The 25,843-nt window shown below is 63.6% G+C and carries 22 protein-coding genes and 2 pseudogenes; 10 read left to right on the top strand and 14 right to left on the bottom strand.

All coding sequences use genetic code 11. The features are described 5' to 3' along the window. Positions 1-5: 5 nt before the first annotated feature. From ACVMB0_RS06765 to ACVMB0_RS06750, 4 genes are read left to right on the top strand one after another with little or no spacing between them, the layout of a single operon-like run. Positions 6-479: a chemotaxis protein CheW gene (locus ACVMB0_RS06765; protein ID WP_461345709.1), complete on the top strand. Its 474-nt coding sequence runs from the start codon at positions 6-8 to the stop codon at positions 477-479. A 43-nt stretch (positions 480-522) separates the two neighbouring features. Beyond that, on the top strand, positions 523-912 hold the full coding sequence (locus tag ACVMB0_RS06760; protein WP_456751577.1) for a response regulator: 390 nt from the start codon (positions 523-525) through the stop codon (positions 910-912). A gap of 35 nt (positions 913-947) precedes the next feature. Beyond that, the gene (locus tag ACVMB0_RS06755; RefSeq protein WP_461345708.1) at positions 948-1,805 is read left to right on the top strand and encodes a CheR family methyltransferase; all 858 of its coding nucleotides are present in this window, start codon (positions 948-950) and stop codon (positions 1,803-1,805) included. Between the two features lie 3 nt (positions 1,806-1,808). Continuing rightward, the gene (locus ACVMB0_RS06750; RefSeq protein ID WP_212023244.1) at positions 1,809-2,126 is read left to right on the top strand and encodes a PilZ domain-containing protein; all 318 of its coding nucleotides are present in this window, start codon (positions 1,809-1,811) and stop codon (positions 2,124-2,126) included. A gap of 88 nt (positions 2,127-2,214) precedes the next feature. Here ACVMB0_RS06750 and ACVMB0_RS06745 read toward each other — a convergent pair whose 3' ends face one another. After that, complete coding sequence (locus ACVMB0_RS06745; RefSeq protein WP_461345707.1) at positions 2,215-2,523, bottom strand: hypothetical protein; 309 nt, start codon at positions 2,521-2,523, stop codon at positions 2,215-2,217. A gap of 153 nt (positions 2,524-2,676) precedes the next feature. Between ACVMB0_RS06745 and ACVMB0_RS06740 the strand changes: the two genes are divergently transcribed. The 4 genes from ACVMB0_RS06740 (at position 2,677) to ACVMB0_RS06725 (ending at position 7,319) form a co-directional block, all read left to right on the top strand. Then, positions 2,677-3,309, top strand: a complete 633-nt coding sequence (locus ACVMB0_RS06740; RefSeq protein ID WP_456751580.1) for a response regulator transcription factor — start codon at positions 2,677-2,679, stop codon at positions 3,307-3,309. A gap of 185 nt (positions 3,310-3,494) precedes the next feature. Beyond that, the gene (araD, locus tag ACVMB0_RS06735; RefSeq protein ID WP_461345706.1) at positions 3,495-5,234 is read left to right on the top strand and encodes an L-arabinonate dehydratase; all 1,740 of its coding nucleotides are present in this window, start codon (positions 3,495-3,497) and stop codon (positions 5,232-5,234) included. A gap of 145 nt (positions 5,235-5,379) precedes the next feature. After that, entirely contained in the window at positions 5,380-6,099 is a 720-nt protein-coding gene (locus ACVMB0_RS06730; RefSeq protein WP_461345705.1) for a ribonuclease activity regulator RraA, read from the top strand. A gap of 137 nt (positions 6,100-6,236) precedes the next feature. Continuing rightward, positions 6,237-7,319: an IS4 family transposase gene (locus ACVMB0_RS06725; protein ID WP_461345437.1), complete on the top strand. Its 1,083-nt coding sequence runs from the start codon at positions 6,237-6,239 to the stop codon at positions 7,317-7,319. A gap of 329 nt (positions 7,320-7,648) precedes the next feature. Here ACVMB0_RS06725 and ACVMB0_RS06720 read toward each other — a convergent pair whose 3' ends face one another. The 9 genes and pseudogenes from ACVMB0_RS06720 to ACVMB0_RS06680 form a co-directional block, all read right to left on the bottom strand. Continuing rightward, entirely contained in the window at positions 7,649-9,757 is a 2,109-nt protein-coding gene (locus tag ACVMB0_RS06720) for a S9 family peptidase (protein ID WP_461345704.1), read from the bottom strand. Positions 9,758-9,950: 193 nt separating this feature from the next. Next, positions 9,951-11,666, bottom strand: coding sequence for an ABC transporter permease (locus tag ACVMB0_RS06715; RefSeq protein WP_461345703.1), 1,716 nt, complete (start codon positions 11,664-11,666; stop codon positions 9,951-9,953). Between the two features lie 142 nt (positions 11,667-11,808). Continuing rightward, complete coding sequence (locus ACVMB0_RS06710) at positions 11,809-11,964, bottom strand: hypothetical protein (protein WP_461345702.1); 156 nt, start codon at positions 11,962-11,964, stop codon at positions 11,809-11,811. A gap of 21 nt (positions 11,965-11,985) precedes the next feature. After that, positions 11,986-13,038, bottom strand: a complete 1,053-nt coding sequence (locus ACVMB0_RS06705) for an ABC transporter ATP-binding protein (protein ID WP_461349610.1) — start codon at positions 13,036-13,038, stop codon at positions 11,986-11,988. Between the two features lie 277 nt (positions 13,039-13,315). After that, positions 13,316-13,616 (bottom strand): annotated as a pseudogene (locus ACVMB0_RS06700) (GIY-YIG nuclease family protein). A gap of 275 nt (positions 13,617-13,891) precedes the next feature. Then, a complete protein-coding gene (locus tag ACVMB0_RS06695; RefSeq protein WP_456751585.1) occupies positions 13,892-15,076 on the bottom strand; it encodes a pyridoxal-phosphate-dependent aminotransferase family protein in 1,185 nt (394 codons plus the stop codon). Between the two features lie 132 nt (positions 15,077-15,208). Further along, positions 15,209-15,979 (bottom strand): LssY C-terminal domain-containing protein, encoded by a 771-nt coding sequence (locus ACVMB0_RS06690; protein ID WP_461349609.1) that lies wholly within the window; start codon positions 15,977-15,979, stop codon positions 15,209-15,211. Between the two features lie 96 nt (positions 15,980-16,075). Further along, a complete protein-coding gene (locus ACVMB0_RS06685; protein WP_456751587.1) occupies positions 16,076-16,801 on the bottom strand; it encodes a thermonuclease family protein in 726 nt (241 codons plus the stop codon). 193 nt (positions 16,802-16,994) lie between these two features. Next, positions 16,995-18,723: pseudogene (locus ACVMB0_RS06680) on the bottom strand (hypothetical protein). 360 nt (positions 18,724-19,083) lie between these two features. Here ACVMB0_RS06680 and ACVMB0_RS06675 point away from each other — a divergent pair. Continuing rightward, the gene (locus ACVMB0_RS06675; protein ID WP_461345701.1) at positions 19,084-19,923 is read left to right on the top strand and encodes a caspase family protein; all 840 of its coding nucleotides are present in this window, start codon (positions 19,084-19,086) and stop codon (positions 19,921-19,923) included. 319 nt (positions 19,924-20,242) lie between these two features. On the opposite strand, the gene ACVMB0_RS06670 is transcribed toward ACVMB0_RS06675, so the two are convergent. The 4 genes from ACVMB0_RS06670 to ACVMB0_RS06655 form a co-directional block, all read right to left on the bottom strand. Next, positions 20,243-21,025: an efflux RND transporter periplasmic adaptor subunit gene (locus tag ACVMB0_RS06670; RefSeq protein WP_461345700.1), complete on the bottom strand. Its 783-nt coding sequence runs from the start codon at positions 21,023-21,025 to the stop codon at positions 20,243-20,245. Positions 21,026-21,179: 154 nt separating this feature from the next. Beyond that, positions 21,180-21,410 carry a hypothetical protein gene (locus ACVMB0_RS06665; protein ID WP_461345699.1) on the bottom strand — a complete coding sequence of 77 codons (231 nt, stop codon included), beginning with the start codon at positions 21,408-21,410 and terminating at the stop codon, positions 21,180-21,182. Between the two features lie 104 nt (positions 21,411-21,514). Beyond that, positions 21,515-23,887, bottom strand: coding sequence for a hypothetical protein (locus tag ACVMB0_RS06660; protein ID WP_461345698.1), 2,373 nt, complete (start codon positions 23,885-23,887; stop codon positions 21,515-21,517). Continuing rightward, entirely contained in the window at positions 23,832-25,337 is a 1,506-nt protein-coding gene (locus ACVMB0_RS06655; protein WP_461345697.1) for an SIR2 family protein, read from the bottom strand. The genes ACVMB0_RS06660 and ACVMB0_RS06655 overlap by 56 nt, the downstream gene beginning before the upstream one ends. Positions 25,338-25,432: 95 nt before the next feature. Between ACVMB0_RS06655 and ACVMB0_RS06650 the strand changes: the two genes are divergently transcribed. After that, positions 25,433-25,615, top strand: coding sequence for a hypothetical protein (locus tag ACVMB0_RS06650; protein ID WP_461345696.1), 183 nt, complete (start codon positions 25,433-25,435; stop codon positions 25,613-25,615). Positions 25,616-25,843: the final 228 nt, after the last annotated feature.

Genomic DNA, 25,843 nt, shown 5'->3' with positions numbered 1-25,843 from the left:
CACCAATGACCAGCAAGACCGAGACAACTGAAGGCGCGGTCGCCGAATATGTCACCGCCGTCATCGGCGGCCAGCTGTTCGGGCTGCCGATCTCTCGCGTCCAGGACGTGTTCATGCCGGAGCGGCTGACGCGGGTGCCGCTGTCGTCCAGCGAGATCGCCGGCGTGCTCAACCTGCGCGGCCGCATCGTCACCGTGGTCGACATGCGCGCCCGGCTCGGCCTGCCGAAGGCCGATGACGGTCAGCCGCCGATGGCGGTCGGCGTCGACCAGCGCGGCGAATCCTATGGCCTGCTGATCGACCAGATCGGCGAGGTGTTGCGGCTGCCCGACGACAGCCGCGAGGACAATCCGGTCAACCTCGATCCCCGCATGGCCAAGCTCGCCGGCGGCGTCCACCGCCTCGACGGCCAGCTCATGGTCGTCCTCGACGTCGATCGCGTGCTCGAACTGGTGCCCAAAACAGCTGCTGCAGCATAACGCTCCGCCGCACAGACGGCGGATTCTACAAGGAGGCCAACCCATGAAGACATGTCTTGTCGTCGACGATTCCGGTGTGGTGCGAAAGATCGCGCGCCGCATCCTCGAAGGAATGGAGTTCACCGTCATCGAGGCCGAGGACGGCGCGGTCGCGCTCGAGGCCTGCAAGCGCGCCCTGCCGGACGCCGTGCTGCTCGACTGGAACATGCCGGTGATGGACGGCTTCGAATTCCTCGTGCAGCTCCGCCGCATGCCCGGCGGTGACGCACCGAAGGTGGTGTTCTGCACCACCGAGAACGGCATCGACCATATCTCGCGCGCGCTGCATGCCGGCGCCAATGAGTACATCATGAAGCCGTTCGACAAGGACATCGTGATCGCGAAATTCCAGGAAGTGGGTCTGCTGGCGCTCGATGCGTCGGCCGAAGCCTGACACCCAGTTTCACTCTTTGCCCTTGCGAGGCTCCCGTGACGCCCCCCGACTACGAGTATCTGCGTAAGCTCCTGAAAGACCATTCCGGTCTCGATCTGTCTGCGGACAAGCAGTATCTGATCGAGAGCCGCCTGTTGCCGCTGGCGCGCAAGAGCGGCCTGTCCGGCATCCCCGACCTGGTCGCCAAGATCCGGGCCGGCTCGTCCACCCACACCGTCCAGGTGGTCGAAGCCATGACCACCAACGAGACCTTCTTCTTCCGCGACAAGGTGCCGTTCGACCATTTCCGCGACACCATCATGCCCGACGTGCTGAAGGCGCGCGCCGCGCGCCGCAGCGTCCGGATCTGGTGCGCCGCCGGTTCGACCGGCCAGGAGCCCTATTCGCTTGCGATGTGCCTGAAGGAGATGGGCGCCGCGCTCGCGGGCTGGCGGGTCGAGATCATCGCGACCGATCTGTCGCAGGAGGTGCTGGAGAAATCGAAGGCCGGCATCTACAGCCAGTTCGAGGTGCAGCGCGGGTTGCCGATCCAGCTGCTGGTCAAATACTTCAAGCAGTCGGGTGAGCTCTGGCAGATCAATGCGGAGTTGCGCTCGATGGTGCAGCATCGTCAGCTCAATCTGCTGCACGATTTCTCCCAGCTCGGCACCTTCGACGTGATCTTCTGCCGCAACGTGCTGATCTATTTCGACCAGGACACCAAGATCAACATCTTCAACCGCCTTGCCCGGCAGATGGAGGCCGACGGCTTCCTGGTGCTCGGCGCCGCCGAAACCGTGGTCGGTCTCACCGACACGTTCAAGCCGATACCCGAGCGCCGTGGCCTGTACCGCCCGAGCGGCGTGCCCCCGGCGCTTGCGATGCCGAGACCGGCCATGGCGGTCGGATATTGAGCGATGACCGAGGACGGCAAATCCGTTGAGCGGGTCACCTTCAGCCGGGGCGTCGATGTCTGCATCATGGCCATCGACGGAACCTGGCGGCGCGATTGCCAGCTCAACGCCATCTCCGACAACGACGCGTCGCTGACGGTCGAGGGTTCCATTCAGGGGCTCAATCTGAAGGAGTTCTTCCTGCTGCTGTCCTCGACCGGGCTTGCCTATCGCCGCTGCGAGCTGGTCCGCGTCAACGGCACCGAGATGGACATCAGCTTCCTCAAGGGCAAGCCGAGCAAGCGGCGCTCGGCCGCCGACGAAGAGCGGGCCAGAGCCTGACGCTCAAGGCCTGACCCTCAAGAAGACATGATCCGGGCTTGGGGACGACTTTACGCGATGCCACGAAGCGGCGCTGGCCGGCCCGGCATCAGTTCAGGAGGCGTCTCGGCACGCCTGAATCGCGCAGCCGGTCGAGTGCCGCGCCAAGGCCGGTGCCGCTGGCCTTCAGGGCGGTCGAGGCTGCGACATAGCGCGGGGTGACGTCGTCAAGGACGACGATATCGGCAGCACCGTCCTGCTCGGCCAGCAGGGCCTCGCGCGCAATCGCGGCTTCGATCAGCCGCAGGCTCGCCTGGACGTGGCCGATCAGCGCGACCAGCTCGGTCACGATCAGATTGTAGGGATCACTGCCCTCGTCCAGGCACATTGCAACGCCGTCCACCGCTGCATTTTCCATGCATGTTTCTCCACCGCCCCCGGTTTTAGGGAACGCGGTGCTACTTGTGCGTTAAGCGGACGTCCCGTACAAATACGGGTCCATTGATCGAGATGGTCGAGTTAGGTCTTGTGCAGATTGGGCAGCACGCTTCACCACTGATGGACGATGCATATGGTTGAGAATGGCGCTCCTCGCGGGGAAATCTTTGTAGTCGACGACGATCCCGCCGTCCGCGAGACGCTTTCCGTGGTCCTGTCGACCGCCGGTTACAAGGTGATCTGCTTTGCGGACGGTGCAGCGCTGCTCGCGGTGGCGCGCAGCCGGACCCCGGCCTGCATCCTGCTCGACGTCCACATTCCCGGCAAATCCGGCCTCGATATCCTGCGGGAGCTGCACGGCGAGGACTACCCGGCGCCGATCTTCATGATCTCCGGCCAGGGCGACATTCAGATGGCGGTCAGCGCCATCAAGAACGGCGCGCTCGATTTCATCGAGAAGCCGTTCCGCGGCAACGAGATCGTCAGCCGCTTGAATGAGGCGATCGACGCCTATACCAGGCGGCAGGCCGAGACCTCGGCCTCGCGCATCGCCGCGCTGCACTTCCCGGGCCGCGAGCCGCTGACCCGCCGCGAGCGCGAGGTGCTCGAGCAATTCACCGCCGGCGCCTCCAACAAGGAGGCGGGACGCCATCTCGGCATCAGCCCGCGCACGATCGAAGATCACCGCGCCAACATCATGAAGAAGCTCGGTGCGCGCAACGCCGCCGATCTGGTTCGCATCGTGATGACGGCGCAGCAGAAGTAAGCCCAAGCCGGTTTTGCCCTGATTGTCATATCGCCGAGTTTGTGCAGCGCACGTTCGGCGAACGGCACGTCTGCGCCTGGCGCGGGACGACACCTCCGGAAATCCTGTATATGCGTGGCGCAGGGCCTACGCGCGCCGTGACCGCGCGCGAGCATAGTCGAGACACATGGCATCGAGACATGGCGATGACGAACAAGAACAAGACCCCGGATCAATTGCGCAGCGCACGCTGGTTTGCGCCCGACGATCTCAGAGCCTTCGGGCATCGTTCGCGCGCGATGCAGATGGGCTACGCGCCGGAGGAATGGCGCGACCGGCCGGTGATCGCGATCATCAACACCTGGTCGGACGCGCAGCCCTGCCACATGCACTTCAAGAGCCGGGTCGACGACGTCAAGCGTGGCGTGCTGATGGCCGGCGGCTTTCCGCTGGAGCTGCCGGCGCTGTCGCTGTCGGAATCGCTGTTGAAGCCGACCACGATGCTCTACCGCAACATGCTGGCGATGGATGCCGAGGAGCTGCTGCGCGGCCATCCGGTCGATGGCGTGGTGCTGATGGGCGGCTGCGACAAGACCACGCCGGGGCTCTTGCTCGGCGCTACCAGCATGAACCTGCCCGCGATCTATCTGCCGGCGGGGCCGATGTTGCGCGGCAACTGGAAGGGCAAGACGCTCGGCTCCGGCTCGGATGCCTGGAAGTACTGGGACGAGCGGCGTGCGGGGAAGATCTCCGACAAGGACTGGGTTGACATGGAGGCCGGCATCGCCCGCAGCTACGGCACCTGCATGACCATGGGCACGGCCTCGACCATGACCGCGATCGCCGAAGCCATCGGCATGACGCTGCCGGGTGCTTCGTCGATCCCCGCCGCCGACGCCAACCACATCCGCATGAGCTCCGAGGCCGGCCGCCGCATCGTCGAGATGGTTTGGGAGGATCTCACCCCGCAGAAGATCCAGAGCCGCAAAGCGTTCGAGAACGCGATCACGGTCGCGATGGCGATGGGCTGCTCGACCAACGCCATCATTCACCTCATTGCGCAGGCGCGCCGCGCCGGCCAGGACATCTCGCTTGATGATTTCGAGATCGCGAGCCGCAAGGTGCCGGTGATCGCCAATGTGCGGCCGAGCGGCGACCACTATCTGATGGAGGATTTCTTCTACGCCGGCGGGCTGCCCGGCCTGATGAACCGGATCAAGCCGCATCTGCATCTCGATTGCATGACCGTCACAGGCAAGACGCTCGGCGAGAACATCGACGGCGCCGAGGTCCACAATGACGACGTGATCCGGACGGTCGAGAACCCGATCTACAAGGAGGGTGCGCTCGCGGTGCTGAAGGGCAATCTCGCGCCCGACGGTTGCGTCATCAAGCCGTCCGCCTGCGATCCGCGCTTCCTCAAGCATACCGGGCCGGCGCTGGTCTTCGACGATTATCCGTCGATGAAGAAGGCGGTCGACGATCCCGATCTCGACGTCGCGGCCGATCATGTCCTGATCCTGCGCAACGCCGGGCCGCAGGGCGGCCCGGGGATGCCGGAATGGGGCATGCTGCCGATCCCGACCAAGCTCGTGAAGCAGGGCGTGCGCGACATGGTGCGGCTGTCGGACGCGCGGATGAGCGGCACCAGCTATGGCGCCTGCATCCTGCACGTCTCGCCGGAATCCTATATCGGCGGCCCGCTCGCGCTGGTGAAGAACGGCGACCGCATCACGCTCGACGTCGCCGCGCGCACCATCAATCTCGATGTGCCGGAGGCGGAACTGGCCAGCCGCCGCGCCGAATGGAAGCAGCCGGAGAAGCGCTTCGAGCGCGGCTATGGCTGGATGTTCTCCAAGCACATCAAGCAGGCCAATGAGGGCTGCGACTTCGATTTCCTCGAGACCGGGTTCGGCAAGCCGGTCGGCGAGCCGTCGATTTATTAGTTTCCCGTCATTCCGGGGCGCGCGGAGCGCGAGCCCGGAATCCATCAGGCCGCATGCGCTGTCGAGAAATGGATTCCGGGCTCTCGCTTCGCGAGCCCTCAGGTGCGCAATTGCGCACCGGGGAATGACGAAGATAGGAGCACCCATGCCAAAACTCAGCGACGCCACCCGCAACAGACTGAAATCCGTCTCCACCGCCACCGTCGCGACCGCGCTGTTCAAGCGCGGCTTGCGCATCCAGATGATCCAGGATGTTCACCCTCTCGGTCCGGATCAGCCGACCATGGTCGGCGAGGCCTTCACGCTGCGCTACATGCCGGCGCGCGAAGACCTCAATACGATCGAGGTGTTCCGCGACCGCGCGCATCCGCAGCGCAAGGCGATTGAAGACTGCCCGCCGGGCGCGGTGCTTGTCATGGACAGCCGCAAGGATGCGCGCGCAGCCTCTGCCGGCGCGATCCTGGTGACGCGGCTGATGAAGCGCGGCTGTGCCGGTGTCGTCACCGACGGCGGATTCAGGGATTCGGCCGAGATCGCGCGGCTCGGTTTCCCGGCGTATCATCACCGCCCGAGCGCGCCGACCAATCTGACCCTGCACCAGGCGATCGAGATCAACGTGCCGATCGGCTGCGGCGACGCGCCGGTGTTTCCCGGCGACGTGATCCTCGGCGATAGCGACGGCGTCATCGTGATCCCGGCGCATCTCGCTGACGAGATCGCGGCCGAGACCTTCGAAATGACCGCGTTCGAGGACTTCGTCACCGAGCAGGTCCAGAACGGCCGCGGCATCTTCGGTCTTTATCCCGCGACCGACGAGCAGACGCTGACGGATTTTGCGGCGTGGCGGAAGGCGAAGGGACGGTAGGCGAGGCCGCTGTCCGTTCTTCATTAACAATCGCCACACGCTCCGCTGTCGTCCCGGCGAAGGCCCATCGGCGTTAAAATAGGCTTGTGTGGCGGAATCGTTTGTGATTCCAGCATGGAATGACACACGAATCGCTGGTGAATGGCGACTGGGCGGGCGTCGTGACCCGGCTCGGTGGGGCAGAAGCACTCAATCGCACGGCACGTGAGACGAAGGCTTTCGTGCGTCCGCGCGAGATTAGGAGTGCGGTGGATTTGCTGCGGCTGATCCTGGCTTATTGTTTGAGTGAGCGGGGACTTCGCTCGACGGCGGCATGGGCGACATCGGTCGGCCTTGTCGACATTTCCTGCGTGGCGTTGCTGTATCGTTTGCGTCAGTGCGGAGATTGGCTGGCGCTGCTGGTGGGTCAGGCGCTTGCTGCCGCTGCCCCGAAGGCAAGCCGAGGTCGCTTGATCCGGATCATCGATGCTACCACGGTGCCGAAGAAAGCGCTGGATGCCAGGAAGAAGAACGAGGTGTGGCGCATTCACAGCGCGTTCGATCTTCCGCAGGAACGATTTGGCCACTTCGAACTGACCGATCAGCAAGAAGGCGAGACGCTCGACCGGATCCCGGTGGTTGCGGGCGAAATCCGTCTTGCCGATCGGGCCTATTTGCAGCCGGAACGCATGGCACGGCTGATCGAGGCCGGCGCAGACTTCGTCATTCGGGCTGGTTGGAAGAGCGCGCGCTGGCTCGATTGCAAAGGCTGTGCGCTGGACCTCATGGCTGAGCTGCGCAAGGCGGCGGAACGAGGCCTCATCGATTGTCCGATTTGGATCAAACCCAAGCACGGCGCGCCGCTCGCCGTGCGTCTGGTCGCCATCAAGAAGCCGCAACAGGCTGCTGCCGAGGCACGACGCAAGGCGCACCGGACCGCACAGAAGGGAGGCCATCAGCTCTCCAAGCAAACGCTTGAGGCCGCCGATTGGGTCATCCTGGTCACCTCACTTGCTCCGGATGACTTCACCGCGGATGATGTTCTCGCCCTCTATCGCCTGCGCTGGCGGATCGAACTGGGCTTCAAGCGACTGAAGAGCCTGATCGGCCTGAAGGGGCCGCCGGGAACTGACGAACGAACGGCCCGACCTCACATCCTCGCTCATCTGCTGGTTATTCTCTTGCTCGAGCCGCTTGTCGACGAACTCGAGGACTCTCCCCGCTTGGCGGACGCCGCCTGACCCGCCCCGGCGCGTGGCGCTTGCTCCGCCAACTCGTCGCCTCACTCCTGCAGGCGATCATTCCGCAGCCGACAATGGCTCGCCTTCGCCGATCTCTCTCCACTCTTCGCCGACACCTCCGCGAGCCCCCGAGGAAAAAGCGCCGCTATCAAACCATGTATCCACTACCTTAACGCACATGGGCGAAGGCCGGGACCCAAAACCACAGGGAGCAATTTGGCGAAGACCGGCAGTTGCGTTGCACGCCGTGGTACTACGACGTCCCCGCTCGATAGATCACGCGGTATGGGTCCCGGCCTTCGCCGGGACGACGATGGGGAGAGGCCTCGCTACACCTCCGCCTTGTCCGCCATCCCGACCGCCCACAGTGCGAACGCGTAGACGATCGCGACCTCGTCGAGCCGGTTGAAACGGCCGGAAGCGCCGCCGTGGCCGGCGCCCATGTTGGTGCGCAGCAAGACCGGGCCGCCGCCGCGCATGGTGGCGCGCAGCCGCGCGATCCATTTCGCCGGCTCCCAATAGGTCACGCGCGGGTCGGTGAGCCCGCCCATCGCCAGGATCGCCGGATAATCCTTCGCTGCGACATTGTCGTAGGGCGAATAGGACAGGATGGTGCGGAAATCCGTCTCGCTCTCGATCGGGTTGCCCCATTCCGGCCATTCCGGCGGCGTCAGCGGCAGCGTGTCGTCGAGCATGGTGTTGAGCACGTCGACGAACGGCACCTCGGCGACGATGCCGGCGAACAGCTCGCCGGCGCGGTTGGCGACCGCGCCCATCAGCATGCCGCCGGCCGAGCCGCCATGGCCGACGATGCGCTTTTCGCCGGTGTATTTCGCCGCGATCAGCGCGCGCCCGGCGGCGGCGAAATCGTCGAACGTGTTGGTCTTCTTCTCGCGCTTGCCGTCGAGATACCAGCCCCAGCCCTTGTCGGCGCCGCCGCGGATATGCGCGATCGCGTAGACGAAGCCGCGGTCGACCAGCGACAGCCGGTTCGTCGCGAACGACGCCGGCATCGCCATGCCGTAGGAGCCGTAGCCATAGAGCAGCAGTGGCGCTTGGCCGTCGCGCACGAAGTCCTTGCGATGCAGGATCGAGACCGGCACCTGCGCGCCGTCATGCGAGGTCGCCATGATGCGCGTGGTGACATAATCCGCCGGGTTGTGGCCGGACGGAATCTCCTGGCGCTTGCGCAGGATGCGCGTCCGCGTCGCTATGTCGTAGTCATAGACCTCCGACGGCGTCGTCATCGACGAATAGGCGAAGCGCAGATTGGTGGTGTCGAACTCGTAGCCACCCATGGTGTCGAGCGAATAGGCCGCCTCGTCGAACGCGATCGCGTGCTCCTCGCCCGCCTGGAGGTCGCGGATGATGATCGCCGGCAGCGCGTTGGCGCGCTCCAGCCGCACCATGTGGCCGGCATAGAGCTCGACGTCGAGCACATAAACACCTTCTCGATAAGGGATCAGGTCGCGCCAGTTGGCCCGCTCGGGCGTGGCGAGCGGCGCGGTGACGACCTTGAAGTCGATGGCGTCGTCGGCATTGGTCAGGATGAACAGCTCGTCGCCGCGGTCGGCGATCGAATATTGCACACCGTCCTCGCGCGCCGCGACCAGGCGCGGCGGTGCGTCGGGATTGGAAAGGTCGATCAGCCGCTGCTCCGAGGTTTCGTGATCACCGCCGGCGATCACGCAGAAGCGGCCGCTGGCGCTCTCGTGCAGATGGGTGAACCAGCCGGGATCCTGTTCCTCATAGATCAGGGTGTCGTCGGCCTGTTTGGTGCCTAGCTTGTGCCGCCACACCTGCATCGGGCGATGATTGTCGTCGAGCTTGACATAGAAGAAGCTCTTGGAGTCCGCGGCCCAGACCACGCCGCCGTCGGTCTCCTCGACGAGGTCGTCGAGATCGCCGCCGGTGGCCCAGTCGCGCACGCGGATCGAGAAATATTCCGAGCCCTTGGTGTCGGCACTCCAGGCATGCAGCCGGTGGTCGTTGGAATGCCGGCTGCCGCCGAACTTGAAATATTTGTGGTCCTTTGCCAGCGCGTCGCCATCGAGCACGACATGCGCCTCGCCGCCGTCGCGCGGCGTGCGGCAGTACAGCTCGTGCTGGCCGCCCTCGCGGAATTTGCGGAAATAGGCGAACGGGCCGTCCGGCGAGGGCACGCTGGAATCATCCTCCTTGATCCGCCCGCGCATCTCCTTGACCAGTCGCTTCTGCAACGCGTCGGTATGGCCGAGCAGGCTCTCAGTGTAGCCGTTCTCGGCTTCGAGATAGCTCCGGATGTCAGGATCGAGGATCGAGGGATCGCGCAGCACCTCCTGCCACTTCGGATCCTTGATCCACGCGTAGTCGTCGGTCACCGTGATGCCGTGGGTGGTGAAGGAATGCGGCCGGCGCGGCGCGACGGGGGGCGATGTCGTGGTGGCGGATTTGGTCACTCGATCCTCATAATGCGGGGTTCCGCACTATATCGGGATGAATGTGGCGATTGCCAGATGGTTGGGGCTCATTGGGTTGCTGCGCTCCATCCCCGTCATTGCGAGCGGAGCGAAGCAATCCATCCTTCCCCGAATGGATAGATGGATTGCTTCGTCGCTTCGCTCCTCGCAATGACGATGTGGATGGATCGAACTACCCGTTCCGCAGCCTCGCACCCGCATTGCCGCCGGATATCGGGATCCGGTTCACCGCCAGCACCACGGCGAAGGTGATCACCAGCATCGCGATGCCGAGCACCGCGATCGCGGCGAGGTCGCCGCCTTCGTTGAGATCGTAGATCAGGACCGACAGCACCTTGGTCTGCGAGGTGAACAGCACGATCGCGGCCGACAGCTCCCGCATCACGCCGATGAAGATGAAGCACCAGGTCGCGATCACGCCGGTGCGCAGCAGCGGCGCCGTGATCTGGCGCAGCGCCTGCAGCCGCGTCGCGCCGAGGATGCGGCTCGCCTCCTCGAGCTCGGGATGAATGGTCGCGAATGCCGCCTGCAATTGCTGGTAGGCCGAGGGCAGATTGATGGTGAGGAACGCCAGCAGCAGGATCCACAGCGTGCCGTAGAGCACGAAGGGCGGTCGCGTGTAGCTCAGGAACAGCCCGACGCCGAGCACGATGCCGGGCACCGCAACCGGCGCGGTGGCAAGGAAGCCGAGCACGCGGTGGCCGGCGATCACCTTGCGCGTGGTGACATAGGCGATCACCAGCGCAAGGATGGTGCCGATGGTCGCGGTCGCGGTGCCGAGAATCACGGTGTTCTTCAGCGCGAGCTGGGTCGACGACAGTTCGGTGAACACGAAGATGATGTTGTGCAGCGTCGCCGTCGACGGCGTCACCAGCGTGGTGGCGTTCGGCGAGAACGCGGCGTTGAGCAGGGCGAGATAGGGCAGGAAGACCGGATTGAGCAGCGCCAGCAGGCAGAAGCCGAGCGCGGCCCAGCGCCAGCCGCGCAGCTCGACGCGTCGCGGCGCGCCATATTTGCCACCGATCACCGAATAGCCGCGGCGGCCGAGCAGCGCCTTCTGGCCCTGCAACAGCAGGATGGTCAGCACCAGCAGCGGCACCGCGGCGGCGGCCGCGAGTTCGAGCTTCGGCGGATACTGGAACAGGCTCCAGATCTTGGTGGTCATGGTGTGGAAGCCGGCGGGCAGCGCCAGGATCGCGGGCGAGCCGAACAGCGTCATTGCCTGCAGGAAGGCGATCAATGCGCCTGCGACCAGCGCAGGCAGCGCGAGCGGGATCGTCACCCGCCGCGCGGTGGTCCAGGCATTGCCGCCGAGGATCGCCGAGGCGTCTTCCAGCTCGCCCGGCATGGTGTCGAGCGCATTGGCCACCAGCACGAACACGAACGGAAACGTGTAGCAGGAGATCACGAAGATGATCCCGGTCATCGAGTAGATGTTGAACAGCGCATCCGCATCCTCGCCCGCGAACAGCCGGTAGAGCTGGTTCAGGAGCCCCGAATTCGGCGCCGCCAGCAATTCCCAGGCGACCGCGCCGAGGAACGGCGGCGTCACGAACGAGGCCGTCACCAGCGCGCGGACGGTCTGCCGGCCCGGCATGTCGGTGCGCGACACCAGCCAGCTGATCGGCGCAGCCACGATGCAGCAGATCAGCGCCGAGGCAGTCGCGATGATCGCGGTGGTCAGCAGCGGATCGAGGAAGTCGGGATTGCTGAACAGCGTGACGAAGTTTGCAAGCGTCGGATGGCGGTTCTTGTCGGTGAAGGCGAATACCGCGAGCCACGACAGCGGCAGCAGGATCAGGAGGATCAGCACCGCAGCGAACAGCCATAGCACCGGGCGCGTCCAGTCGATGCGGGGTTTGGGGGATAGGGAGGTGGTGGTCGTCATGTCAAGACTCCCTCCCCGTCATTCCGGGGCATCGCGAAGCGATGAGCCCAAAATCCATCGGGCCACAGGCGCAAGCTCAGAAATGGATTCCGGGCTCGCGCTGCGCGCGCCCCGGAATGACGAGGGTGGGTATGGCGCGACCTCATGGCTCACACCCGAAACAACCGCGCATCGCGCTCTCTTCGGTCACGTAATTGCCCTCGGCCTGGGCGGCACGCGCCGGCGAGGCGAACACCGTGCCGGCGGCAAGTGCCGCAGAGCCTTTCAGGACATCGCGCGTGGAAAGCGGTCTGCGCATCGCCTCGCCCGTTTCTTGTTGTTATCGCTTGAGCGCGCGGCAGCGCTCGGGAGGCAATGTCAGCCAGACCTCGCGGCCCTTCTCGACGGCGGTCTCCGTCGGCGTGGTCACCCGCAGCGAGGTGCCGTCAGCGGTTTCCACCATGGTGTCGCGGTTCATGCCGAGATAGACTTGGCGCGTCACGACGGCCTTGAGCGTGTTTGGCGCGGCGGCGGGCGGGCGCGTCGAGAGCTGGATCTCATGCTGGCGGATCGCGATCGGCGCGCTCTGGCCAGCGGTTAATTTTGCGCCGACCACCTCGAGCACGGCACCCGCGAACTCAACATGGGTCGCGTCGCGCGCGATGCCCTTGATCACATTGGCGGCGCCGATGAAGCGCGCGACGAATTCGGATTCCGGCCGCGCATAGATGTCTTCGGGGCTGCCGAGCTGGTCGATCCTGCCGGCATTCATCACCGCGATCAGGTCGGCCGTCGTCATCGCCTCGGACTGGTCGTGGGTGACGTAGACCGTGGTGTAGCGATATTGGTCATGCAGGCGACGGATTTCGAACCGCATCTCCTCGCGCAGATTGGCGTCGAGATTGGACAAGGGCTCGTCGAGCAGCAGCGTCTCCGGGCCGACGATCAGCGCACGTGCCAGCGCGACGCGTTGCTGCTGGCCGCCGGACAGTTCGCCGGGATAGCGCTGCGCCAGCGGTTCCAGCTTGGTCGTCGCCAGGATCGCGGCGAGTTTCTTGGCGATGCTGTCGCGATCCAGTTTGCGCAGGCGCAAACCATAGACGATGTTCTCGGCCACCGTCATGTGCGGCCACAGCGCGTAGCTCTGGAAGATCATCGACATGTTGCGCTGCTCGGGCGGCAGCGTGCGGGCCTTCGAGGACACCACGCGGTCGCCGACGCGGATCTCGCCGTCCGATGGTTCGAGGAAGCCCGCGATCAGCCGCAGCGTCGTGGTCTTGCCGCAGCCGGACGGCCCGAGCAGGCAGACCAGCTGGCCGTGATCAATCTTGAGCGAGACGTCATCAACCGCGACGAACGATCCAAACCGCTTGACCAGGCCGCGCAATTCCACCGATGCCAAGCGATCCCTCCATTTTATTGTGCTGCAGGGATCAGTGCCCGGCTGTTGCCGGCAGTAAAGCGGAAATCCGCGGCGCCGAAAAGTGGACGTGCCTGTTCAATAAGTCGTGGCTAGGCCTTGTTGCGTCTCCCTCGGCCCGTCATCCTGAGGAGCCGCGCAACGCGCGGCGTCTCGAAGGATGCACGGCCCGGATATCCCGGCGTACTCCGATTCACTCGCCGCGGGAGCGTGGCCGTCGATCCTTCGAGACGGCCGCTCTGCGGCCTCCTCAGGATGACGGGGAAGCAGTTGCGCTGCGACGACGCGCCAGTTGGCTGATTGTGTCCCAATCCGATTTGATCAGCGCTTCTTTCTTCGCCCGGTTCCAGCCCTTGATCTGGCGCTCCGCAGCGATGCCGTCGGTGATACGGTCGAAATACTCCGACCAGACGAGAACCACCGGCCGGCGATTGTAGGTGTAGCCGGGGAACGCACCCGCATTGTGCTGTTCGATGCGCGGCGTGAGATCGTCGCCCGTTGCACTGCCGACAGTTGTCGGCGCAGCGAAGCATGTAGACGTAGATGCCCATGGCGTTGGTTCTGGCTCGCGTACGCTTGAATCAAGCATACGTCGCGACGGCCAAGTAGCAAGCACGCGTTGGATGCCTCTTGTCACATCGTGAAAGACGTCCCGTCATCCTGAGGAGCGCGCGCTTGCGCGCGTCTCGAAGGATGCACGGCCCGGATATCCCGGCGTACTCCGATTCGCTCGCGGCGTCAGCCGGGCCGTCGATCCTTCGAGACGGCCGCTCCGCGGCCTCCTCAGGATGACGGGTTTGAGATGCGAGTCATCGATCCCTTGGCCTTACGCCTTCACGTTCTCGCCGAGCCATTGGATGGCGGCGTCGGCGCCGGCCTTGCCGTGCGGGATGTTCAGCGCGGTGAGTGCGACCTCGATGACGCCGAGCGTGCCGAGGATCATCGGCGCGTTGACGTGGCCCATATGCGCGATGCGGAAGGCCTGGCCCTGCAGATCGCCGATGCCGGTGCCGAGCACCACGCCGCATTTCTCCTTGGCGTAGCGCTGGATCGCGGCGGGGTCGGCGCCCTTCACGGTCACCGTCGTCACCGTGTTGGAGCGCTCGGTGGGCTCGGCGATGTTGAAGCCGAGCACCTGGCCCTCGCCCCAGACCGCAACCGCGCGGCGCACCGCTTCGCCGAGCAGGCGGTGCCGTTCGAAGGCGTTCTCCAGGCCTTCGGCGTGCAGCATGTTGATCGCCTCGCGCAAGGCGAACAACAGATGCACCGGCGCGGTGCCGGCATATTTGCGGTAGTGCTCAGAGCCTTCGCGCTCGGTCCAGTCCCAATAGGGCGTGCGCAGATCGGCCTTCTTGTGCGCGTCCCAGGCGCGGTCGCTGGCGGCGACGAAGCCGAGGCCGGGCGGCGTCATCAGGCCCTTCTGCGAGCCAGACATCGCGACGTCGACATACCATTTGTCCATCTCGAACGGCATGCAGCCGAGCGAGGCGACGGTGTCGACCATGAACAGTGCGGGATGGCCGGCGGCCTTGATCGCCCTGCCGATCGCCTCGATGTCGTTATAGGCGCCGGAGGCAGTATCGACCTGCACCGCGAGGATCGCCTTGATCGCGTGCTCCTTGTCGCGCCGCAGCCGCTCCTCGACCTCGGCCGGGCGGATCGCGCGGCGCCAGTCGCCCTTCAGCACCTCGACATCGGCGCCCATCGCGGCCGCGGCCTGGCCCCAGCCGATCGCGAAGCGCCCGCTTTCGAGCACCAGCACCTTGTCGCCGCGCGACAGCACGTTGGAGAGCGTGGCTTCCCAGGCGCCGTGGCCGTTGGCGATGTAGATGTAGGACTTGCCTTTGGTCGCGAACAGGTTCGAGAGATCGCGCAGCAGGCCGTCGGTGAGTTCGAGCATCTCGCTGGAGTAGATGTCGAGCGCTGGGCGGTGCATTGCCTGCAGCACCTGATCGGGCATCGTGGTGGGCCCGGGGATGGCCAGAAATTCCCGGCCCGCGCGAACGGTCATCGTCCTGTTCCTTTTGGGTAAAGCAACGCAAATCATGCGTGTGAGGGGTCGAGCGGGGACAATATTCCATTGCGGCTTCGATTGCGAGCCGGACGGAGCAATCCAGCATTTCCAAAACCGGGTAGCAGCGGCCTATTTGCCGATCGACTCCACGACCGCGCGCCAGATCTGGTCCTTGAATTCGGTCGCGGCGGGACTCGGGATCTGCGCGACCGCGCCGTGGTTCTTATTGCAGGCCTCGACCAGCCGCAGCACCCAGATCTCGCCATCGGTGTAATAGAGATCGCCGCCGCCATTGCGGCCGTTGAAGGTCGGACCGATGCCGGTCACCTGATATTTCGCGGTGACCATGCCGGCGGACTCGAGGTCGGTGGCGAGCAGCGCACGCTCGGCGTCCAGGTCGGGTCCGATATGATGGGTCACCGCGCCGGTGTAATGGCTGACGCCGACGCTGCGGTCGAGCGTCGCGGCACCGAGCCACACCGGGCGCTTCTCCTGACCCTGGTCGAGCACGCGCCAGAACCGGACATGGTTGCGGCGATCGGCGCTCGATCCGACCGGCCGCTCGAAGGCGAGGTCCTCGCGGCGGCCGAGATAGAACAGGCTGCTCACCGGCGCATCCTTGTAGGGGCGATCGAGCAGCACGCTTCCGACGATCTCGATCGAGGATTTCAGTGTCACCGGATCGGCCGGAAACCAGCCGGCCTCGTGCATGGCGCAGACCACGTCCCTGGTGTCGCCGATCAGCCCGACATTCATCGGATCGCCGGGAATGCCCTGCGCGGTACGCGTCACCATCGGCAGATTGGCGAGGCCCTTCTGGTGCTCGTAATGCGTCCACAGCGCCGGCAGCACCAGATAGGCCGCGATCAGATAGATGACCAGCACGAACAGCAGCAGCATCTGCGCTTGCCGGAGGCGGCTGCGCCGGCGCGCGGGAGACGGATCGATCTCGACATCGGTCACGGCACACGCTTCCGGATCACTGCGTCGCGCGCGCTAGCGCCGTGTCTCGCGACAGCCGGCGGCCTCGGCTTCCTCGACCGAGCAGAACCAGCGCGTGCCCTTTGAGATCTTCATCTCGATCTTGGCGTACCAGCGGCTGGTCGGCTGATGAAAGATGCATTCGCCGGAGCGGTTGACGTTGCCCTTGATGGTGCAATCGGGCGAGGGCGCAACCGGCCCGGAGGCGGAGGCGAGCAGGATCGCATTGGCGCCCTCCGGCGGCTTCACCGCGCCGAGCACGATGGTCTTCTTGTTGCGCACGCGCCAGTCCCACGGTGCGATGAACGCGCCCTGCCACATCCCGGCTTTTGCCTCGCGCGCGGCCTTCTCGTCCGGCTCGTAGTCATGCGAGACGCGGGTGTAGGCCAGCGCCCAACCATTCGCGACCATCCACTTCTGGATGTCCTCACCATCGACCTCGCAGCGCGCGACGGTGCGGCCGCGGCGGTCGACCGAGCGGGCGTGGCAGGTCCAGCTCTTGTTGCCGGCATGCTTGATCAGCTCGTCGCGCGCGGCGACGCCGCAGGTCCAGCGCTCACCCTTGGTGTTGAGGCAGAGCTGGTCGGTCGACGGCGCATCGATGCCGCCGAGCCGAATCTTGACGCTGCCGATCATGAGCTGGTCGCCGTCGCGGATCTTCGGCACGCCGGTGATGTCGGCCGCCACAGCCAGCGTCGGCAGCGACAGCAGCAGGCCAGCAGTGAGCAGCGTCTTCAGCATCGGCGTTCCCGGCCAGGTTCTTGTCGTTCAAAGGGCTTTGGCGTTGATCGGTCAGTGCCCAACGATTGTGCGGGCAATTGGGCAACCCTGCCAGTGCTGTCGTGTTTCCGCCAGTGTCAACTTCGCGTCATCCAGGGGCGAATGGTGAGTGGCGAATTGCGAATAGGGAAGGGGTGGCTTTCTTCGCCATTCGCTATTCGCCCGCCATTCGCTTCCGCGCCAGCGCCAGGGCCATCAGCACGAACGCCGATGTCACTTCGGGCCCGCCGACCAGGATGCGCGTCGGCGTCTTCATCTTGTTCCATTCATAGGCTCTGTAGGGGCCCTTGCGGCCGCCCTCGCCGAGGCCCTGTACGATGCAGTGCAGCGCCGGCGTGAAGCTCGAGATCTCGGCGTTAAGGTGCGCCAGCGCCATCAGCGCCAGCGCGGCGTCGAACGGGTTCATCTCATGGGCGATCAGCTCGCTCTGGACATAGCCGAGCACGCGGGCGCGGATCAGCGCGAACACGTTGCCGGGATCGATGATGCGCTGCGCCGCCAGCGGCAGCGCGATGAAGGCGGCATAGCAGCGGCCGAAATAGGCCGAATAGAGCTCCGGCAAATAATAAATATGCGAGCGCGGATTCCTGAACGCGCCGCTCTCGACCAGATTCCTCTGGAAGGCGATGATGCGATGTACCGTCTCCAGCCGCTGCGGCGTCTCGATGATCTGCCAGCGGGCGAGGTTGCGGAACGAGACCTCGAGGATGTCGAGGTTCAGCGTCGGGTCGAGGTCGTTGCCATAGGGCCGCTCGCCCTTGAGGTTGTCGATCCAGGTGACGACGCCGCCCTCGTAATCGATGTTGTCGTTCAGCGGCACCGTGACAACAGGCTCGTTGGCGCCTGATCGCACCTGATAGCCGCGGTAGAAATCGAGCAGCGGCTGCTTCAGGATCGGATCGTCGGAGCCGGCTTGGGTGGCGGCCGAGAACGCGCACGCCGTGGTGTCGCAGTCGGGCACATAGACGCCGAAGCCGAGGTCCTGCTTGATCTGGGCGAAGAACCGCGAGAAGCGCGGATGCGGTCCCGGCGCCAGCGCGGTGATGACCTTCACCGTGGCGCCGTCATGCGACGGCACCTCCTCGGCGCTGGTCCTGAGGCAGAACTCGACCATGTCGGCGATCGCGCGCCGCGCCGCGCCGGCCTCATCCGGTGACGCCAGCCCGGTCTCGACAAAGCCCAGCAGCGCCTCGGTGAAGAACGCGTCGTAATAGGCCGAGCGGTGGCGGATCTGCACCGGCTCCCACATCGGCTCGGCGATGCCGCGCCAGGCCGGGTTGATCAGTGCGCGCGCCGGCGAATGCGCGATGAAGATCCGCGCCAGGCCGAACAGCAGGGTCGAGTTCTTGTAGCCGCGCGCGTTCAGCCCGGTCAGCGCCATCAGCATCTCGCGCCCGCCCAGGTCGGGATCGCCGATCAGGTTGAAGGCGGCATAGGTCGGGATGAAGCCGTTCCTGCCGAATGAGGCGAGCAGATGCGCGCCGGTCTTGCGGATCACCCGGTCGATCTCGGCCATTGCCGGCGGGCGGCCCGGCGCCGCCGCAGCCGGCGGGGCGGGGGTGGCGCACGCCGATGCCGTCCATCAGGTCCGCGACGGGGGCGCCGATCGCGGCCCAGTCCGGCGCCTCGCCATCGCGCGCCGCGGTCAACGCCGCGCGCAGGCCGGCAAGGCGGCCGGGGTCCTTCAGTGCGGGCAGGCCGGTGCGGCGGAGCAGCGTACGCAGCGGCGGATTGCCGAGCGCGGTCCGGTAGAACTTCCCGAGATGGGCGTCGCCGCCGCGATAGGCCTGCAAGATGGGGTCGCAGACGTCGTACAGCGACGGGCCGTCCTTCCTGGCGGTCAGCGACCGGCACACGGCCCCGGCGATCTCGTGAAGGCTCATGAATCCCTTTCTCAAGGAACCGGTTAACGCCGCCGCCCCGGACGGTGTTTCCTCCGGTCCTCCCCCAAACTCGCAAGCCTTTGGAAAGCTACATGAATCCGTACAAAACACAAATGTGACCGAGATCACGTAACGGGATCTTAACGGCGTCAATGCCCTGTGCCGGGCGGCAGCATGCAGCAAACCGGGTTGCCCCGGCCGGCCGTCCGGGTTAAGGGAATGTTTGTTGCGGCGCCGCAAATTGAGATCAATCGACGGCACACACAGCTCAACCCCATTAAACCTGACCGTCACTGACGCGACTAACTGGCGCGATTTCGTTCGAGCGCCTTCGGGACAAGGATTGGGACTAGGAACGCTATGAACCTTAGGCAGCTTCAGATTTCCCGTCGCACCATCGCCGTCTGCGTGGCGGTGGCCGCCACGGTGTCGCTGGCGATCGGTGCCCATGCCGCGCTCAACAAGCGCGTCCCGGATGCCGACAAGCCTGTGACCACCGAGCTGACCGGCAGCATTCCGACCGGCACCTCCCGCCTCGCGCTGATCATCGGCAACGGCCATTACCCGGACGCCGCCGCGCCGCTGGCCCAGCCGATCAACGATGCCCGCACTTTGTCGTCGGCGCTGCGCCGCGAAGGCTTTGACGTCGACGTGGTCGAGGATGCGACCAGGGACGATATGTTCCGCGCGGTCGAGCGCATGAAGGCCAAGATCCGCCCCGACACCGTCGTGATGCTGTTCTTCGGCGGCTACGGCGTGCAGGTGGGCCGCGAGAGCTACATGATCCCGGTCGATGCCACGATCTGGAAGGAAGCCGACGTCAAGCGCACCGGCGTCAGCGTCGAGTCCGTGCTCGATGCGATGAAGGAGCGTGGCGCGAAAGCAAAACTCGTGGTGCTCGATGCGTCGCGCCGCAATCCCTATGAGCGCCGCTTCCGCGCCTTCTCGCACGGCCTCGCGCCGATCAGCCCGCCGGAGAACAGCATCGTTCTCAGCTCGGCGACGCCGGGCAAGGTCGCCGATGACTCCAAGGGCGCCAACAGCGTGCTGGTCTCCGAACTGATCCAAAACCTCAACGCCCAGGCCGGCGCCGAGACCGCCTTCAACAAGACCCGCGTCGCGATCTCTCGCGCCAGCGAAGGCGAGCAGGTGCCGAGCGTGTCGTCCTCGCTGCTGGAAGACATCAAGCTCGGCGGCTGAGCGGCTTGCGACTGGTCTGCGCGCACCGATCCCAAATCAGAAACATGCTGTGTGGAGAGAACCCCTCTCCCCAGCCCTCCCCCGCAAGGGGGGAGGGAGCCTGACTTGCGTGCTCACCTCACGCGCGTAGCAGCGTATTGCTTTCACTGCAGCTCTACGTAAGGCAGCTACCGGCGGATGGGTTCCCTCCCCCCTCTTGTCCGCCGAAGCCTCTTGGCGAAGGCGGATGCGGGGGAGGGTTAGGGAGAGGGGTGCCGCTTGCTCCGCTGCTGGACGCATCGCTAACTATCGCTGCTTCCACCGCGCTCGATCACCCCACCTACTTCGCATCCGCGCTCGCCCCCACCGGCCGCACCGGATCGCCCTCGCGCAGCAGCGCGCCGGCGCGGGCGACCACGATGTCGCCTTCCTGGATGCCGTCGCGGATCTCGACCTGGCCCGCCGACATCAACCCGGTCTCGACCCGCCGCGTCTCGACGCGGCCGCCCCGCACCACCTGCACCACGGTGCCGGCGGTGGAATAGAGGATCGCGGTCAGCGGCACCGCGACGCCGCAGCTCTGCCCGGTCTTGATCTGCGCCCGCCCGCTCGAATTCACCAGCAGCCGCCTGGTGCCGCCGATCGCCACGAACACCTGGCCGAGCTGGCTGTTCGGCTCGATGGTCGGCGCGATCCGCCGCACCTTGCCGTCGACATCGCCGGCGCCGAGGATCCGCAGCTTGGCGGTCTGCTCGGTCTTCAGCTTGGCGATGTCGCGGGTCGGCACCATGCCGACCAGATCGTATTCGCTTCTGGTGATGATCGAGAACAGCGCGTCCTTGCCGGAGGCCGGGCTGCCGACGATCGCCGACGACGTCGAGATCGTGCCCGCCACCGGCGCCGTGAGGTTGCTGGTATTGGTGCCGTCGGTCAGCTTCGCCAGCACCTGGCCCGCGGTGACGGTGTCGCCGGGGTCGGCATTCACTTCCGCCACCTTCAAGCCGAAGCGATCCGGCCGGATCTGCTGCTCGTCGCGCGGCATCACGATGCCTGTGACCTCGACGATATTGTCGAAGCAGAATTTCGACGCCTTCAGCACCGTGACGGCCGCGCCCTTCGGCACGGCGGCCTCATCAGCGGCAAGCGCGGGAGAAGCTGCGAGCAGAAGCAGTAGAGCGGCTGCGTAGGATGGGTGGAGCGGCTTGTCCGCCGTAGCTCGAAGAGCGAAGGCGGAAGCGAAACCCATCACTTGCTTCACACGCGAGATCATCGGCAAACTAGTCCCAAAATGAGGGCCTCCTGAATACCAGATGCGTCCCGTCCGAGCCAGCCGGCTGCGCCGCGTCGGCCGGCCTTGCATCGGCGGCGAGCTCCAGTCTCGCCAGCTCCTCCGCGCGCCAGATGTGCCGCAGGATCTCCGGATTGACCCGCTCGGCATGCGTCACCGGCAGCATGTGGCCGGCCGCCGGCGTGGTCGGGATCGTGATTGCGGAGGGGGCGGGGGTCACTGGATAGTGATTGAGCTGTGACGCGCTCGCACATTAAGGAGCGTTCTCGTTATCGAGCGATCGGTTCGGCGGCAGGGAGTATCTGCGTGTTGAGAACATGAGTGTTAGTTTCCGCGCTGTTGCGCAAATTCAGCTAAACGTTGGTATCGCTGCTGCTGCTGCAAGTCGGGCCTTGCTTGCGAGATGTCCATTAGACATCGATGGAGGTCTTCGGACGTCCATGGCTGATTCAGCACGATTGCGTCTAGAAGGCGTAAGGCATGCTCCGGAAACCGAATAGTTAACTGAGATCCGTGCAGTTTGCGCAGGATATAGCCTGGATGTTCGATCGGTCGCAGCCAGTCCACGATCGCGGCCAACGCTTCAGGAAATTGACCACCAGCCGCAATGCTCAGTCGGGCCAACGATTGTGCAATGTTGTCCGAAGCGCGGTCACGGGATTTTGGCCAGACGTTGTGCCAGAATGGTTGGATTCGGTTTATCCAATACTCCTCCCGTTGTTCACCGGCGCCTTCGAGGGCTTGTGCTAGCGTTCGTGCGACCTCATGCAGACCCTGCTGCGGCAGCGAATCAATGGCAGTCTGGAAGTCCTTGAGCGAATAGGCCTCAACAGGATCCAAAGCGGCATAGGTTAGAAATGCTGCAAACTGGCCGCGGTGTTCACCAAGGTCTTGGTAGTGGAATGCAGTGGAGAGGAACTGTGACTTGAATTCGGCTAGAAGCGGACGATGCAGCCTAGGGGACCAAAGGAAACCTTCCCAAGCGGCCTTAGCTTCAACCGAGCTGCGTGACCAATCGAATAGTGGCAAGAGGTGTTGTTCTGTCCAGCTGCGGTCAACTCGAAACAAAGCGATCAATCGTGATGCGAGCAACACTCGGCCGTGACGGAAAATATCGATTCCAGGGTCGCAAATTTTCGTAAAGAGAGCTTTGATCTCCTCTGGCAGCAAGTCGTTGTCATTTGGCCCGCGCTTGAACCAGAAGTTCAGCAATGTTTGGACAACGTGACCAATCGGGTGATTTATGGCCTCGGCTAAGAAATCATCGACCGTCTCATCGCGGTGACGCGTGCCGGAGCCGGATTCTAGAATTAAGCTTAAGAGCCGCCTGCAGAGGTCAAGTAGGATCCCCTCGTGGCGATCAATCGATTTTGATGCTGCATTCGTCCACCAAGTTACGCTATGCACATTTTCCTGCACGACCCGATCGGGCATATTCAACACGAGAGGAGCCGCATATCGCCACGATCGTGAAATAAGGCCCTCTTCGCTCCAAGCTTGCAGGGCTGTCCTCCACCGCTCGGTCAGCCATAGGTTTTCTTGGGCAAGGTCACATAGGGCGAAATAGCTGTGAAAAAAACGAGTACGACAAATCTCACGCCACGTGTCTTCATAAAAGAATGACGACGGCTGAGCTTGTTTGAGCCATCTTACCAATTCTCCTCTTTTGCGAGGAGCTATGTTGGTCTGATGGCTAGCCTCATAATCTGGGTCGCCGCTCCCGCTCATCCAGAACGAAAATTCGTCTTGTTCGTCACTGGCCAGCTTCCATTGGGGGTGCTGAAGTGACAAGCTGGAGAAGCGTTCGGAAGCTCGCTCCCCGAGTCGTCCGCCACCTTGGCGCAATTTTGCAAGGAGCAGCCAAACGGAGTGGTCCACGAGCTCGCCCCAGCGTTTGGCTTCGAGATTCTCGCGATACATCCTTCGCGGTGGGCCAGCCAGAATTGCTCTTTCCAAAGTGTCACGAGCCGATGCCGAGAGCTTCTTTCCTTGCTGAACTAGGAGACGCATCGTTTCTCGTCTTGTGTCCGTAGCCCAAAGCCACCACGCCTCACGCGACACAAGCCATCCTACCCAGCGTGCCGAACCTATGACTTCATCCTGACTTGCCGCAAATAGGGCCAACCGCTTGAACGTTGGGTACGGTACTTCGAACCATCCAATCGCAATTCGTCTCGCACGTTTGACGTCACGCTCATGCGTGGCCAGCCAGGAATCGCGCAGTAATTCAACCAAGCCAACCCAATCGCGAAATTCTCGATTCTGCCAATGCGGGCTAATCGAAGGCAGATCCCAGTGCGACCGGTCGCTCTCGTCGTCTGCCTCGCCAACTTCGCGCAGCAAATCCAACGCATCGCGCAGCAATTGTTGAAAATCGTCTAGGAACGCTGGTAGGGCCGATCGCCAAGGCTCGGTAGGCAGTTCGCGAAGGAAATAACGAACATCGTCGGCAGCCAGTACTAGCTCCCAGTCCACCAACTCTCTGATGTGGAGCGGCTCTTCCGTACTTTCGTCTTGCTCGTCCGTGTGAGTCCGCTTCCTCAACAGAATCTTGGGTGATAGCAGTTCGCGCAGTTCGAGCCGAAGTGTGGCCGTCGGCCCATCGCGCTTTAAACGATTGCCCCAACCGTAAAGGCTTAGCTCACGCGCTGGTGATTTCACTCGACCGGCAAGCAGTAAGCGCCATAGAACCTGCATCAAATGGTTTTGGAATGGCGTTAGGTGCGTTGGAGCGGATATCGTCGAGCTCCGCCAGATTTCCATCACGTTCTAGTCGAGCAAAGCGGTCTAACTCTCCTTCGATCAACCGTTTCCAGCGATCGTGAAGCTGTCCTCCCAAGCCTGCCAGCCAAGCGATCAATGCAGGATCGTTTAGATGTCGCATTAGCCAGCGGGCTAGATGGAGCATCACATCATCCCATTGGCAGTCGATGGCGCCAACCGACACCAATTCCATCCACGGCGCGTGCAAATAATGTGCAGGACGGCGAACTAGACTAAATCGCAGCTTGCTATCTATCTCTCGGTTAGTGGAAACGCCGAAGCGACCTAGATCGCTCTGAACAAAACGCATTTCCGAAAAGGCTTCGAGCCATTCGAGAGCTGGTACGGGGCTAAACTCCGCAAAGCGCTTGGCGGGTATTCCAGACTTGTGGGAAATCGCCCAAAGCATCCGCCCCACAAAGTCATCTTGCCTGGTGCTAGCGGAAGGGCGAGCAAGCGCGTAATCAATGACAATTCGCTCTTTACCTAGAGTTCCGTCACGATAGGTTTTCGCCCAGATCTTCAACGTCTGGTGCAGCGCAGAATGACCGTCACTACTATTTTGCACCTCGTACAGTATCGGCGTTACACCCTTTGCTTCCCATTCGATTGTCTTAATGTGCTCTTCGCCCGGTCTGCAGTCGCCCAAGGCGTATGATTGCAGAGTAAACTCTCCCTGCATCCGATCGGCGGCTAACGCATCCATCATGTAGCGCAGCACAGGGTCATTGATGCTGTAACCGACGAAGCAGACCAGGTAGTTTCGGAATAATTCGCTGACGAAACGCGCCGCCCAGCGCTCCGTCAAATAAGCGAGGCCGAAATCTCCACTGGTAAGAACCAGCCGATGCAGCGCACTTTCGTCAACCTTGTCCGGTAGTAGTCCGTGCAAATAAACCAGCCCATTCCAGCGGCTATTCTTGGGTATGGGCAACATTGGTGCCGCATACGTCTGGTAAGAAGTCCTGAGGCGTTTTCCCACTCGTTCAAAAATGCGGTCGAAATTAGTGGTCACTAGGCGGACCGTGCCTTCGCGCGAGCGCGCAAGTTCCAGCAGGGCTTCGTGAGTGTCAGTAGCACCCTTGCGATGCCAATTGGGTTTCAGGGCTTGTAAGAGTCCTTGGCGGACAGCTAGCCGTTGGCCTGGAAGTCGCCGTTCCAATAAATCTAGCGTGGCATCAAATTGACTACGATCGTAGGCCTGCTGTTCGATGTCGGAGCGAGTTGTACCAACGCGCGCATAGATGTCATCCACTAGTCCTTTGAAACCTGGGAGGCCTGCCGGGTAGGATATGCCCGCGCCGCAGAAAAGGACTAGACGACCTTCTTCATGTGCCTGGAGGAGTGCGTCTGGAATGTCGGGACCGTGCGGAACAAACTGCATGACGGATCAATCTATCTCGGGTCGCTAGATATTAGTTCGTGGTAATATCCACCCGTTTATCGCGAGTAATGTTATCTGGCAAAGTCGACTTTGGGTTGAGTGAGATCGTGTCGCGCGCGGTGGAAAAATTCCGATTGCCAGAATTTCTCTTGACTTTCACCCCAACTCACCTGTACAACTTCCCCCATCCCGCCCGGCAAGAGGGGCGTATCGCGATCGTCACGAACGTGCGGCGGGATGCGATGGACGCTGGCGGCGCGAACGACGACGCGCGCTGATCGGCGGACGGCGAAGTCGTGCAGACCTGACGCCCAAGTGGTAGGTGTCTCCTAGCGGAACGCGCAAGCGTTCTCGCGAAGGACGGTGACAAAAAAGCCAAGTCTCACCGGGGCGAACACGTATAAGCCGTAAACCATTGCGCAGGGAAGGCCGGATGTTTCCGGTTACACCTGTGGTCCTACCTCCCGTGCTTTTTGTTGCACGGGACCCGCGGGTGCGATCGGCGC

The organism is Bradyrhizobium sp. USDA 4451, from assembly GCF_054822585.1.
Note: the sequence above shows the minus strand (reverse complement) of the source record. Positions and strands in the feature narration are given on the sequence as shown.